The sequence below is a fragment of the Limnohabitans sp. genome (assembly GCF_031538885.1).
In the GTDB taxonomy this organism is placed as follows: domain Bacteria; phylum Pseudomonadota; class Gammaproteobacteria; order Burkholderiales; family Burkholderiaceae_C; genus Limnohabitans.
The window spans coordinates 17,954-31,202 of the sequence record NZ_JAVKLW010000091.1 but is presented as its reverse complement, the minus strand read 5'-3'; the positions used below and the strand labels follow the sequence as shown (position 1 = coordinate 31,202).

The following is a 13,249-nucleotide window of genomic DNA, read 5'->3' as shown; positions in this document are numbered from 1 at the left end:
CAACGAAAGGCTTTCCCGTGACGCACCGATTTGTTTTTTTATGGCTTGGGCTGCTGATGGGCGTCAGCGCTGTGCACAGCGCGTCCGAGGCCGCGAACAACGCCACCCCTGTGAGCAGCAGCGTATGTCCCCGCGTGCTGCAACACACGGTGCTGCGTTTGCAAGACGAGAAACCGCAAACGCTTTGCCAATACGCAGGGCAAGTCGTGGTGGTGGTGAACACCGCCAGCTTTTGCGGCTTCACCCCGCAGTACAAAGGCTTGGAAGCCCTCTATAGCAAATACAAAGACCGCGGTTTGGTGGTACTGGGCTTTCCCAGCAATGACTTCTCGCAAGAACCCGACAGCAACGCCAAGATTGCCGACTTTTGCGAGAACACCTTCGGTGTGAAGTTCCCCATGTTTGTCAAAACCACGGTGCGTGGCGCGGAGGCCTTGCCCCTGTTCAAACAACTGGCAGAGCAAACCAGCACCACGCCGAAGTGGAACTTTTACAAATACGTCATCAGCCGCGATGGCAAAGACATCAAGAGCTTCAGCAGCATGACTGGCCCACAAGACAAAAGCTTTGTGCAAGAAATTGAAAAGCAAATTCAAAAACAATGGGCGGTCAAAGGCGCAGGCCAATGAAGCCGCGCGTCGCCATCGTCGGGGCGGGGATTTCGGGTTTGTCGGCAGCCCATCATTTGCAGGGCCAAGCCGACCTCACCTTGTTTGAATCGGGGGACTATTTCGGCGGTCACGCCCACACCGTGGACGTGACCTTGCCAACCGCCACGGGCCTGCAAACGCATGGTGTGGACACCGGCTTTCTGGTCTACAACGAGCGTACGTATCCAGGGTTGATTGCTTTGTTTGAGGCGTTGCAAGTGACGACCGTCAAATCCGATATGTCGTTCTCTGTGCAAGTGCCGAGTCCCCATGGCGGACGCGCCATCGAGTGGAACGGTGCCAACTTGAACACCGTGTTTGCCCAACGCAGCAACTTATTCAAGCCACGCTTTTTGCGCATGTTGCGCGATGTGATGCGCTTCAACACCTTGGCCACGGCACTGGCGCAACGCAACCAAGACCACGAATTGGTGCAACCGCTGCATGCGTTCTTGCAAGCGCAAGGGTTCAGCGAGACGTTTTGCGACTGGTATTTGCTGCCCATGCTAGGTTGCATTTGGAGCTGCCCGACTGACCAAATGTTGCAGTTTCCAGTGGCCACCATGATTCGCTTTTGCCACAACCACGGCTTGATTCAAGTAAGCAACCGCCCTCAGTGGCACACAGTAGCAGGCGGTGCGCGCCACTACGTTGAGAAAATTTTGACGGGCATTGCCGACAAGCGATGCAACAGCCCTGTGCTGTGCATTGATCGCGAAGCCCATGGCGTCACCGTTCACACGCACACAAGCGCAGAGCCCTTTGACCATGTGATTTTGGCCACCCACGCCGACCAATCCTTGGCGATGTTGGCTGCGCCGACGCCGCAAGAGCACGCGGTGCTCAGCGCCATTCGCTACCACCCCAACCGCGCTGTGCTGCATACCGATATCTCGGTGATGCCGAAGAAAAAACTCGCTTGGGCCGCATGGAACTACGAACGTGCAGCACACGACAGCACCGAGTCCACCCGCGTGTGCTTGCACTACTGGCTCAACCTGCTGCAACCGCTGCCATTCACGCAAGACGTGATCGTGTCACTCAACCCTATGCGTGAGATCGACCCCGACAAAATCATTGGCGAATACGACTATGCCCACCCTGTGTTTGATCTGCCGGCTATCCAAGCGCAAGCCCGCATGGGGCAGCTGCAAGGCCAGCAACGCACGTGGTTTGCGGGCGCATGGATGGGCTACGGCTTTCACGAAGACGGCTTCAAAGCCGGACGTGCCGCCGCACAAAGCCTGTTAGCCGAGAGACAGCAAGCCGCATGACCCGCGCCACAACGCCCAGCACAGCCACATCCAACGATGCCGCACAAGCGATGTTGGGCTTTGGTGAAGTTCGCCACACGCGCTTGCGTCCCAAACACCACGCGTTCACCTATCAAACTTTTTTCTTGATGTTGCCCATGCGCCAGCTGCGCGAACACGCGCACAACCAGGTGTTGGCCATCAACCGCCGCGCAGCGATCAGCTTTCATGATGTCGACCACGGCGATGGCCGAGGTAGCGAACAGGGCGGCGCGCTCGGGTGGTTGGAGGCCTTGCTGCAACGCGAAGGCATCCTCGATGCCACGGGCGAAATCTGGCTGCACTGCTACCCGCGCGTGCTGGGCTACACCTTCAAGCCCGTGAGTTTTTGGTACTGCCACGCGGCAGACAACACCCTGCGTGCCATCGTGGTCGAAGTCAACAACACCTTTGGCGAACGCCATTGCTATTTGCTGGACCGTCCGCACTTCGGCGTGACGCAAAGTGCCAGCAAGGTGTTTCATGTGTCACCGTTTTGTGATGTCCAGGGCAGCTATCGTTTTCGTTTCATGCGCACCGCCACACACACTGTGGCCCGAGTCGACCACGACGACGCACACGGCCCCTTGATTGAAACCAGCGTCAGCGGCACTCTCGAACCCATCACCCGTGCCGCGCTGCGGCGCGCACTGTGGGGCTACCCGCTGATGACGCTGATGGTGATGACGCGCATTCACTGGCAAGCCTTGAAGCTGTGGCTCAAGCGTGTGCCTTTCTTTACCAAACCTGTACCCCCACAAGATTTTGTGACCCGTTGATGATGAGAAACGCACTGCCATGAATACCCGCACGACCTCGGCCACCGATGCCTCCCCCAGCCAAGACATGCCCACGGCCGCACGTCGTGTGGTGGGTTTGCTCCAACGTTTGCAACATGGCACCTTGCATGTGCAGTGGCCCGATGGCCGTCTGCAGCAGTTTGGCTCTGCCGCGACATCGGGGCAAGGCTTGAGCGCCTCCTTGCATTTGCACAGTTGGGCACCGCTCACACAGGCGTTGAAATCGGGCGATATTGGGTTTGCCGAAAGTTACATCGCTGGCGAATGGACCACCAACAATTTGGCCGACTTGCTGCAACTGTTGATCGCCAATCGGCGCGACATGGAGGAGGTGATCTACGGCCATTGGCTGGGCCGGCTGTTCTACCGCGTGCGTCACTTGCTCCACCGCAACACGCGTCGCAACAGCAAAAAAAACATCCATGCGCACTACGACCTCGGCAATGCTTTTTATGAGCTATGGCTAGACCCTACGATGAACTACTCCTCCGCGTGGTTTGACCAAGACCGCAGCCAGCCCATGGCTGAGGCGCAAACGGCCAAAGTGCGCCGCGCGCTTCGCATGGTGAACCCCAAGCCTGGTGACCGCATTCTCGAAATTGGTTGTGGCTGGGGCGCTTTGGCAGAGTTGGGTGGCCAAGAGTTTGGCGCCCGCATGTCTGGCGTGACCTTGAGCCATGAGCAACTCAGCTTTGCCCAAGCACGCATGGCGCGCCTTGGCTTGGCCAGCACCAGCGATTTGCGGCTTCAAGACTACCGCGATATTGACGACGGTCCCTACGATGCGATCTGCTCTATCGAAATGTTGGAAGCCGTCGGTCAAGAATATTGGCCGACCTATTTCGAGACCCTGGCACGCTTGCTCAAGTCGGGCGGCAAGGCCTGTGTGCAAAGCATCGTCATTGATGACGCTTTGTTTGAACGGTACGTCAAGAGCACCGATTTCATTCAGCAATACATCTTCCCAGGTGGCTGCTTGCCTTGTCCACGCGCGTTCCGCGCCCACGCCGAACGCGCAGGACTGAAAGTGGTGGACGAGCTGGCCTTTGGCTTGGACTACGCCGAAACCTTGCGTCGTTGGCGTCACCAATTCATGGCGGACAAGGCCCAAGTGATGCAGCTTGGGTTTGACGAGCGCTTTGTTCGCATTTGGGAGTTCTACCTCGCTTATTGCGAAGCGGCGTTTGAGCAGCACAACATTGACGTGGTTCAATACACCTTGCTCAAACTGTAAGCCACCTCACACCCCCCATGTTACTTTTTTTCAAACCCATGAATCGGCCCATCACCGATTGGCGTGGCCGCAGCGTGTGGCTGATTGGGGCATCCAGTGGTATCGGCTTGGCAACCGCGCGAGCCCTGCATGCGGCAGGGGCGCGGGTGGTGGTATCGGCACGCAAAGCAGAGTTGCTGCAACAATTTGTCGATGCACACCCCAATGCCCAAGCGGCGGTGCTGGATGTGGGCGACATGGCCGCCATTGCCCAGGCCGCTAAGTATGTGCAAGCGCAGCAAGGGTTGGATGTGGTGATGTATTGCGCCGGCTACTACCACCCTGTGCGCGCCACTCAGTATCCGTTGACAGAAATGTTGCGCCACCAAGACGTGAACTACACCGGCGCACTTCGTGTGTTGGAGGCGGTGTTGCCCGAGTTGCTGGCACAGCAAAGCGGTCACATCAGTCTGATTGCCAGCGTGGCTGGGTTTCGAGGTCTGCCGCAAAGTTTGGCGTATGGGCCGACCAAAGCCGCGCTCATCAATTTGGCCGAGGCCTTGTATTACGACCTCTCGCCGCACGGCATTGGCGTCAGCGTCATCACGCCGGGCTTTGTCGAAACGCCCTTGGTCTCTGGCAATGACTTCCCCATGCCCGCGCTTATCAGCCCGGCCAAGGCAGCGCAAGAAATTATCAAAGGATGGCGCCAAGGCGTGTTTCAAATTCATTTCCCCAAACGCTTCACGCGTTTGCTGCAACTGTTGCGTGTGCTGCCGTACCGTTGGTATTTTGCGCTGGTACGCCGCGCCACGGGCATGTAACAGGCCACGCACATGACATCACCACACGCCACACTTCTGGATGCGTCACCCCAAGCCGCGCTGCAACGGGTGGTGCACTTCTTTGAACATTTGCAGCCGACAGACGTGACACAAATGGCTGATATCTACACGCAGGATGCACAGTTCAAAGATCCGTTCAATGAGGTGCAGGGCCTCGACGAGATTACGCGCATCTTTGCCCATATGTTTGAGGCGCTGGACGCGCCGCGCTTTGTCATCACCCAACAAGTGCAACAAGGTGCGCACTGCTTTGTCACTTGGGATTTTTTGTTCGCCATGCGTCGCATCGACGCAGGCCAGACCCAAACCATTCGTGGTGCCAGCCACTTGGTGTTGCGCGAAGAGGCCGGGGTGTGGCGGGTGGCCGTGCATCGCGACTATTGGGATGCCGCCGAGGAGTTGTATGAAAAACTGCCCGTGGTGGGCAGCTTGATGCGGTGGCTTAAAAAACGTGCCAACAATTAAGTCGGCAGCGTGTCTTTGAAACTTTGGCGTTGCGCCAAACGATCCGACAAAGCCCCAAGGTTGGGATGACGATCGCGCCAGTCGATCTGGTTGAAGCGGAAGTCTAGATAGCTCACCGCCGCTCCCACAGCAATATCGGCCAAACTCAGGTGAATGCCCACGCAATGACTGCGCTCGGCCAACGCACGGTCCATGGCGCTGAGACAGTCGTCGATTTTTTTCATTTGACGATCAATCCAAGTTTGGCTGCGTTCGCTGTCTTGGCGACCGGGCCAAGTGGCCTCGAGGCGCGCAAGAATAGCGGCGTCCAACAAGCCATCAGCCAACGCTTCCCATGTTTTCACTTCGGCACGCTCGCGGCCACCGGTTGGGATGAGCTTGCCAACAGGCGAGAGCGTATCCAGATACTCAACGATCACACGGGAATCAAACAAAGCCTCGCCACCTTCCATCACCAAGCACGGCACTTTGCCTAGGGGGTTGGAGGCCGAGATGTCGGTATCCGCCGCCCACACGTCTTCGGTCACGAACTGGTAGTCCAGTTTCTTTTCGGCCATGACGATGCGCACTTTGCGCACATAGGGGCTGGTGCTTGATCCAATCAGTTTCATACGTTGTTCATCGATTTGTTGAAGCCATAGTTTATCTACCTTGCGTATACATGGTGCAACTCACGACCGCCTAAAATTCCAACTATGAGTCATACCACCAGCCCCCCCCAAAGCATCTCCCAAGTCACCGCCTTGTCCCCCCTGGACGGCCGTTATGCCGCCAAACTCGCCGCTTTACGCCCTTTGATGAGCGAACAAGGCTATATGCACCGCCGTGTGCAGGTGGAGATTGCTTGGTTCATCGCCCTGAGCGATGCTGGATTTGCAGAATTCAAACCCTTGAGTGCCGAGTCGCGCGCCTACTTGCTCGATTTGGTGACCCACTTCAGCACCGACGATGCCTTGGCCATCAAAGACGAAGAGAAGGTGACCAACCACGATGTGAAGGCCGTGGAGTACTGGATCAAAAAGAAACTCAAAGGCCACCCGGAACTCGAAACTGCGGCAGAGTTTGTCCACTTTGCCTGTACCAGTGAAGACATCAACAACACCAGCCACGCACTGCAACTGAAAGCGGGCCGCGACGAGGTGATCTTGCCAGGCCTCGATGGCCTGATCGCCAAACTGCGCGAAATGGCCCACGCCTATGCCGATGTGCCCATGCTCAGTCGCACCCACGGCCAAACCGCCAGCCCCACCACGGTGGGCAAAGAAGTGGCGAATGTGGTGATGCGCTTGCGCCAAGTGCGCGAACGCATTGCGAGCGTGGCCATCATGGCCAAGATGAACGGCGCGGTCGGCAACTACAACGCTCACCTGAGCGCTTGGCCTGATTTCGACTGGGAAGCGTTTAGCCGCAAAGTGGTGGAAGCGCCTACGCCATTGGGCTTGGGTCTGAGCTTCCAGCCCTACAGCATTCAAATCGAACACCACGACTACATGGCCGAGTTGTTCGATGCGGTGGCACGCGCCAACACCATCTTGATCGACTGGTCACGCGATGTTTGGGGCTATGTGTCCTTGGGCTATTTCAAACAGCGTTTGAAAGCGGGCGAGATTGGCTCGTCCACCATGCCGCACAAAGTCAATCCGATTGATTTTGAAAACGCCGAAGGCAATTTAGGACTGGCCAACGCCATGCTCAAACACCTGAGCGAAAAACTGCCCATCAGCCGCTGGCAACGTGACCTGACGGACTCCACCGTGTTGCGCAACATGGGCGTCGCCTTGGGTTACACCGCGCTCGCCCATCAGTCGATGATGGTGGGCTTGAACAAACTTGAACTCAACCGCGAAACATTGGATACGGACCTCGATGCGGCTTGGGAAGTGCTGGCCGAGCCCATCCAAACCGTCATGCGCCGTTACGGTGTGCAAGGCGCTTATGAGCAACTCAAAGAAGTCACGCGTGGCAAAACCGTCACGGCTGAAGCCTTGCATGGCTTGATTGCATCGCTGCAAATTCCTCAAGCAGACATTGATCGTTTGTTGGCCATGACGCCAGGCAGCTACGTGGGTAAAGCCGCTGAACTCGCACGCCGCGTCTGAGCCGCGTCGAGAAAAGCAGTACCCACATGGCCATCAAATCCACCATCTTCAAAGCGAACGTCCAAATCGCTGACATTGACCACGGCTACTACGCCGACCACGCGCTCACCTTGGCGCGTCACCCCAGCGAAACGGATGAACGAATGATGGTGCGCTTGGTCGCGCTGTCACTGCAAGCGCACCAGTTACAAGACATGTGCAATGGCGACGGCGCGCTGTCCTTTGGCGCGGGCCTGTCGGACCCTGACGAGCCCGATGTGATGTTGACCGATTTCACGGGGCGCAAGCGCCTGTGGATTGAAGTCGGTCAGCCCGAAGAAAAGCCTTTGCTCAAAGCCTGTAGCAAGGCCGACCAAGTGATGCTGTATGTGTTCTCTAGCGCCGGCGATGTGTGGTGGAAGAACATGCAAAACAAACTCATCAAACCAACATCACTACAGGTGTGGCGCATTCCAAGCGCCGCCTCGCAAGACTTGGCCAAACTCGCTGAACGCAGCATGCAGCTGCAAGCCACCGTGCAAGAAGGTGTGGTGATGATGAGCAACGGCAAGACCACCGTTGACATTGAATGCGAGCGCTGGAAATAAGGCTTATTCAGCCTCGCCCACATCCACCGCCGCATTCGCCAACGCACGCTCTGCATATTTGTTGAATCGCCAAGAGGTACCGATCATGGTGATGCGCCGCCACGTGCTGCGTTTCTCGGCTGGTGACATCTCTGGCCAAAACTGCACCTCTTCAAACGTGCGGCCACAACCTTTGCACGCTTCATCACCTTGGCTGGTGGAGCAAATGGCAATACAAGGCGCGTCGGGGGTGGTGCGATACCAAGTCAACCACGCGTCATACGCCTTGGGTGGAAAGCCTTTTTCGGCGGCCACATCTTCGCGGTAATACACCATCAAGGCGTAGACCTCGGCCAAGGCGCGGATTTCGGGCGCGAGGGTGACGCCATCGGGTGAGGGCTTTTGCTCGCGCCAATAGTTGATGGCCGCCTCAATGTCGGTGATGTGAATGCCGGCCATCGCGTTAAAGTGTGTTGCCTAAAAAGTAGGGGTGTAGTGGGGCTGTGGATGATAGCGGCAATGCTATGCTGGTTGCGTTATTGTGGCTGCGCTATGAAACCACTGTACGCCATGCCGCCTTGACGGCTTTGGCTCGGCGCTGCTGGGCTCTTTGATCTATTCCGCCTTTGGCGTGGTAATTGACTCATCGCTCGAGCGTCTGTTCCCGCCGCAACTTCTCTAGCTCACGCAAACGGGCGTCAATGATGGACGCCTCCATGTGACCAGCGCGGTCTAAGCTTCCTTCACGCGTCATTTGGTATGCCAACAGCTGCGCCGCTTTGAAGCGGTCAAGCGCAGCACCGTAATCCAGTTCCATGGCGCGTGCTTCGGCTTGCGCGCGAATGGCACGCAAGCCATCGCCTTGCAGTTCATAAGCTGAGGCTTGGAGCAACCAAGCAGAAGCATCGCGCGGGTGCTGGTTGAGCCACACGGTCAGCTCACTCGCAGCGGTTTGGCCTTGCAACGGTTTTTGAGTGCCCACACGGCTGCGAGCTAGCAACATGCGCGTGGCACGATCGGCGGCGCTCGGCAGCACCGCTTTAGGCTCCAGCAAACTCACGGCCTGCGAGGCATCGCCTGCCGTCAGCGCAAGCTCTGCGGTGAGCAAACGCACCACACGTACAGCACTGAGCTCGAGGCCACTCAAACTTTGCAGACGTAGCAAATATTGGCGTGCAGCGACAAAATTACGTTGGTCGAGTTCAGCCATCGTCGCGCCATAGAGCAACCCCGCTTGTTTCGCCTTGGTCGCGGAGGCAAATGTGGTGGTATTGGCCTGTGCAGCGATGCTTCGAAACACATCCACGCCAGGCTTGACCAGCACTTGCGCACGGGCCGACATCATGGCGTGGGTGGGGCTAGTGGCCACGGGCGCACGGGGCGGCAACAACTGCTGACGCGCTTGCGCATCCGCAATGCGTGCGGTGGTCATGGGGTGGCTACGCAAATAAGGGAAAGAGCCGTTGTCGTTCAGGCGTGACGCTTGTTGCAGCTTCTCAAACATGGTGACAAAACCTTGTGGCTCAAAGCCGGCCCCCGTCATCACGCCGTAGCCCACACGGTCAGCCTCGCGCTCCATGTCACGCGAGAAGTTGAGCTGGCTTTGCACGGCGACGGCTTGGCCGCCCATGATCGCGGCATTCGCGGCGCTCATGCTGCTGGCGCTGGCCGTGCGGCTGGCTGCCAGCATGCCCAAAATCATCGCGCCCATCACCATCGGGCCTTGTTTGCCTTGCTGAGAAATCATGCGCGCAATATGCCGCTGCGTCACGTGGCTCAACTCATGCGCCAGCACCGAGGCCAATTCGTCCGCGCTGCTGACAGCCGAAATCAAGCCTAAATGCACACCCAAATAACCACCGGGCAAGGCAAAGGCGTTGATGCTGCGGTCACGAATCAGCGCGACCTCCCAGGCGAACTGCTGCTCCAGTTCAGGCGTCAACTCACCGCGTTGCCGTGCCGAGGCCAACAAGGTTTGCCAAATTGATTGGAGATAGTCGCCCAGCACAGGGTCGTCGAGGTAATCGGGGTCTCGGTAAATTTCGCGGGCAATGCTCTCACCCAAGCGGCGCTCCACACCTAATGGCACCTCAGCGCCATCGCCTAAGTTGGGCAGGCGGCTGTTGTTCGCTTGCGCCTGCACAGGTGCGACAGGCAACAGCAAAGCCACGCACACGCCCAACACACCCATGCGGTGTAACAAGCGAGGAGGCAAGAGGGAGGAAAACATAAATTTCACGGGTCGTATGATGCGCACTTGATGTTAACCCCTTGTAAATTTCAGCATGCCCACACTCACACACTTTGATGCACAAGGCCAAGCCCATATGGTGGACGTCGCCGACAAAGCACACACCCGCCGCGTGGGCGTGGCCACGGGTCGTATCGTGATGTTGCCCACGACCTTGGGCCTGATACAAAACGGCACAGCCAAAAAAGGTGATGTGCTGGGTATCGCCCGCATCGCGGGAATTCAAGCGGCCAAAAAAACCAGTGATTTGATTCCTCTGTGCCACCCCTTGGCCCTGACCCGGGTGGCGGTGGAGTTTGCCATTGAGGACGCCACACACAGCGTGCACTGCACCGCCACCGTCGAAACTGTTGGTCAGACTGGCGTGGAGATGGAAGCGCTCACCGCCGTCCAAGTGGCCCTGCTCACGATTTATGACATGTGCAAAGCCGTGGACCGAGGCATGACGATGACCGATGTGCGCTTGCTGGAGAAGCACGGCGGCAAGTCGGGCAGTTACGTTGCGGCCTGATTGGTGGTGCTATTTGACAGTAGCCGCTTGCGCCTGCTGTATGTGCCAGAGCTTCAAGTATTTGTAATAACTGGTCTCGGCGTTCGAGATGGACAAGGCCAGGCCGTGTGCGCCATCTAAAAACCCGGCGCGCAACACATAGGTTCTGAAAAAGGCCCAAGCCCCGTGACCCAAGGCACCCACCACCGACGAGCGTTTGCCGTGTGCGTAGGCTTGCTGTGCTGAGGCGCTGGAGTAGACGTTCACCTTGGACAGGACTTGCGAAAAATCCAAGTAGCTGAAGTGCAGCAAGTGGTTTTGCAGCGCTACCACGTTTTGCGCGGTGACCACGCGTTCGTGCACGAGGTCGTCTGAGAACCTGGCCTTGCCGCGTTTGAACAAACGCAACACATGGTCAGGCTGCCAGCCTGCATGGTGGATGAGCTTGCCGCAATACGACGACAAGCGCGGCAGTTTGTAGGCCACATCGACATCACTGGCTTGCAACACCCGTTTGATTTCGGCACTCAGGGCAGGGGTGATGCGCTCGTCGGCATCGATCGACAACACCCAGTCGCACGTCGCCAAATCTAAGGCACGATTTTTTTGTAGGCCAAAACCGGGCCAGTCTGCTGGCTGGGACACCTTGGCCCCATGCTGCTGCGCGATGGCCACGGTGTGGTCGGTGCTTTGGCTGTCCACCACGATGATTTCATCCACCAAGCCGTGCATGGATTGCAAACAATCGTGCAGGTTGTGGGCCTCGTTGCGCGTGATGACGATGGCCGAGAGGGTGGGGGATGCGTGGGTCATGGTGGCAAAGAGAGTGATTTTCGAGTTTAGCGCGGAGTGTTTTGCTTGACGTCATCCAAGCGCTGGGCCAAGACTTGCGCCTGTTCGTCATGGCCTAACAGCCGCGCGCTGTCGATGGCCCGTTGCACCACGCGGGCTTCGGGAGAGTAGTGCATGAGGCGCAAGGCTTCCGGGTAGAGCTGCGCCGCGTTGTCTGTCGTCACGGTTTGCGTGGTGAGCTCGGCAAAGTCGGCTTGGTTTTTGAACAGCCACGACTGTTTGGCGTGGTGCAACGAGTTGTCTCGGTAGGCGGCATCACGCGAAGCCGCTTGTCGGTAAATTTGACCTACGCGGTTGAAGTCCCATGCGGCATACAAGCACCCGATGAAGAGGATTGCCGCCACCAATATGGGGCCTTCTTGTGCTTCTTCCTTGACTGGCGCGGTCGGTGGCGACCACAACAAACCAATGGCAACACCCAAAGTCATTTGAAACGGGCCGTACCACAGCGGGTACTCCAACAAGCTGTGCAAGCCCAGCACCAACAACAAGCACCACGCCATCACACGCCAAGCGTGTTGCTCGCGCCACGGCTGGCGACGCAACACCCACACGGCGATGCACGCCATGACCAGCACGGCGAACGGCACGCCCAACTCAAGGGCCAGGTGCAGCGGGAAGTCATGCGCGTTGTCCAACATGTCGCAAAACCGCAGGCTGCTGTAGCCCGTCATGAAGTGGGCGTAGTCTGTCTCGCCCCAACCCCAACCTAGCCATGGGTGCTGGGCCACCAGCGCCATCACATTGCCCCACAACACGCGGCGACTGCCGCACACGCCATAGTCCTGCGCCTGACCCGTGACACGCAAAATCAAGCTGGCACCCCATTCACCCGTCGTTTGCAAAGCGAGCCAAGGCATCAACACAGACCACAGCGCGACCGTTAGGGGCGCGGCCAGCGCCATCCACATCAAGCCCTTGCCCGTATCGGGCGAGTGCTGGCTGCGACGGCCTGCCCACACGGTGATGCACATGCCGACCAGCGCCCACTGCATCGCCCCAGTGCGTGAAACAGAGCACGCCAGCCCCGCCGCCAACAACTGAAGCAACGCCACAGCCAGCAGCCAAGCCGTGCGCGACAGGGCGTGTCTTTGGGTCTGCGCAGCGACCCACCCGAGCAAAGCGACAAGGCCCAAGCTGGTGAGCGATGCAAACTGGTTGCGCTGGCGCAAGTTGGCAAACGCATCACCCTTCACGGGTTGGTTGACCCAAGGCGACAGCCCCTGCGCCCACCCCAGATACTGCAACAGCCCCAGCACCGCGCTGATGGCCGCAGCCGCTAGTAAGCCCCACACCAGGCAGTGCAACAAACTCTCATCCAGCGCAGCGCGACGTGCCACGGTCGCCATTAGCCACACGCACATGAGTGACGCGACCAGGCCGGCGGTCAACGCGCGGTCCACCACCTGAGGCACAGCAACCAAGGAGGTAGCCAAGCCAACCAGCACGAGCGCGCACACCATGCGCTCGGCGGCAGACCAAGGCGATTTGGCCAGCGGCATGTCCACCACCGCCAGCAAAGCACTGGCGGCCAGCATCCAACTCAGCAGCAAGGGAATCACTGCCGTTGAAGGGCTGCTGGCAAAAGGGTTGAGCCAAGGCAAGGCGATGCACAATACCAACAGCGGCTTGCGAGACATGGGATTGTGAGCGGCTGACAGGTTCATGCCCTGATTCTCCAACATGCGTCCGTGTCAAAACAAAAGCGCCCGTAGGCGCTTTGTGC

At 58.3% G+C, this 13,249-nt stretch carries 14 protein-coding genes; 9 read left to right on the top strand and 5 right to left on the bottom strand.

Annotation, left to right across the window (positions count from 1 at the left end; genetic code table 11):
* Positions 1-56: 56 nt before the first annotated feature.
* The 6 genes from RMS03_RS07340 to RMS03_RS07315 are packed head-to-tail and all read left to right on the top strand — an operon-like array spanning position 57 to position 5,265.
* Complete coding sequence (locus RMS03_RS07340) at positions 57-629, top strand: glutathione peroxidase (protein ID WP_310626449.1); 573 nt, start codon at positions 57-59, stop codon at positions 627-629.
* Positions 626-1,924 carry an FAD-dependent oxidoreductase gene (locus RMS03_RS07335; RefSeq protein ID WP_310626429.1) on the top strand — a complete coding sequence of 433 codons (1,299 nt, stop codon included), beginning with the start codon at positions 626-628 and terminating at the stop codon, positions 1,922-1,924. Before RMS03_RS07340 ends, RMS03_RS07335 begins: the two co-directional genes overlap by 4 nt.
* A complete protein-coding gene (locus RMS03_RS07330) occupies positions 1,921-2,721 on the top strand; it encodes a DUF1365 domain-containing protein (RefSeq protein ID WP_310626428.1) in 801 nt (266 codons plus the stop codon). The genes RMS03_RS07335 and RMS03_RS07330 overlap by 4 nt, the downstream gene beginning before the upstream one ends.
* 19 nt (positions 2,722-2,740) lie before the next feature.
* Entirely contained in the window at positions 2,741-3,976 is a 1,236-nt protein-coding gene (locus RMS03_RS07325; protein ID WP_310626427.1) for a cyclopropane-fatty-acyl-phospholipid synthase family protein, read from the top strand.
* 38 nt (positions 3,977-4,014) lie between these two features.
* Positions 4,015-4,779, top strand: coding sequence for an SDR family NAD(P)-dependent oxidoreductase (locus RMS03_RS07320; protein ID WP_310626426.1), 765 nt, complete (start codon positions 4,015-4,017; stop codon positions 4,777-4,779).
* Positions 4,780-4,791: 12 nt separating this feature from the next.
* A complete protein-coding gene (locus RMS03_RS07315) occupies positions 4,792-5,265 on the top strand; it encodes a nuclear transport factor 2 family protein (RefSeq protein WP_310626425.1) in 474 nt (157 codons plus the stop codon).
* On the opposite strand, the gene RMS03_RS07310 is transcribed toward RMS03_RS07315, so the two are convergent.
* Positions 5,262-5,876, bottom strand: coding sequence for a glutathione S-transferase N-terminal domain-containing protein (locus tag RMS03_RS07310; protein WP_310626424.1), 615 nt, complete (start codon positions 5,874-5,876; stop codon positions 5,262-5,264). The two genes, RMS03_RS07315 and RMS03_RS07310, sit on opposite strands and share 4 nt — an antisense overlap.
* 84 nt (positions 5,877-5,960) lie before the next feature.
* On the opposite strand from RMS03_RS07310, the gene purB reads away from it, so the two are divergent.
* Together purB and RMS03_RS07300 are read left to right on the top strand one after the other, a co-directional pair.
* Complete coding sequence (gene purB, locus RMS03_RS07305; protein WP_310626423.1) at positions 5,961-7,364, top strand: adenylosuccinate lyase; 1,404 nt, start codon at positions 5,961-5,963, stop codon at positions 7,362-7,364.
* Positions 7,365-7,390: 26 nt separating this feature from the next.
* Complete coding sequence (locus tag RMS03_RS07300; RefSeq protein WP_310626422.1) at positions 7,391-7,951, top strand: YaeQ family protein; 561 nt, start codon at positions 7,391-7,393, stop codon at positions 7,949-7,951.
* A 3-nt stretch (positions 7,952-7,954) separates the two neighbouring features.
* Here RMS03_RS07300 and RMS03_RS07295 read toward each other — a convergent pair whose 3' ends face one another.
* Together RMS03_RS07295 and RMS03_RS07290 are read right to left on the bottom strand one after the other, a co-directional pair.
* Complete coding sequence (locus RMS03_RS07295) at positions 7,955-8,389, bottom strand: DUF3717 domain-containing protein (protein WP_310626421.1); 435 nt, start codon at positions 8,387-8,389, stop codon at positions 7,955-7,957.
* Between the two features lie 184 nt (positions 8,390-8,573).
* Positions 8,574-10,160, bottom strand: a complete 1,587-nt coding sequence (locus RMS03_RS07290; RefSeq protein WP_310626420.1) for a M48 family metalloprotease — start codon at positions 10,158-10,160, stop codon at positions 8,574-8,576.
* A gap of 55 nt (positions 10,161-10,215) precedes the next feature.
* Here RMS03_RS07290 and moaC point away from each other — a divergent pair, with 55 nt between their 5' ends.
* Positions 10,216-10,692, top strand: coding sequence for a cyclic pyranopterin monophosphate synthase MoaC (gene moaC / locus RMS03_RS07285; RefSeq protein ID WP_310626419.1), 477 nt, complete (start codon positions 10,216-10,218; stop codon positions 10,690-10,692).
* 9 nt (positions 10,693-10,701) lie between these two features.
* Here moaC and RMS03_RS07280 read toward each other — a convergent pair whose 3' ends face one another.
* Entirely contained in the window at positions 10,702-11,484 is a 783-nt protein-coding gene (locus RMS03_RS07280; RefSeq protein WP_310626418.1) for a glycosyltransferase family 2 protein, read from the bottom strand.
* Between the two features lie 26 nt (positions 11,485-11,510).
* The gene (locus RMS03_RS07275) at positions 11,511-13,208 is read right to left on the bottom strand and encodes a Wzy polymerase domain-containing protein (protein ID WP_310626417.1); all 1,698 of its coding nucleotides are present in this window, start codon (positions 13,206-13,208) and stop codon (positions 11,511-11,513) included.
* Positions 13,209-13,249: the final 41 nt, after the last annotated feature.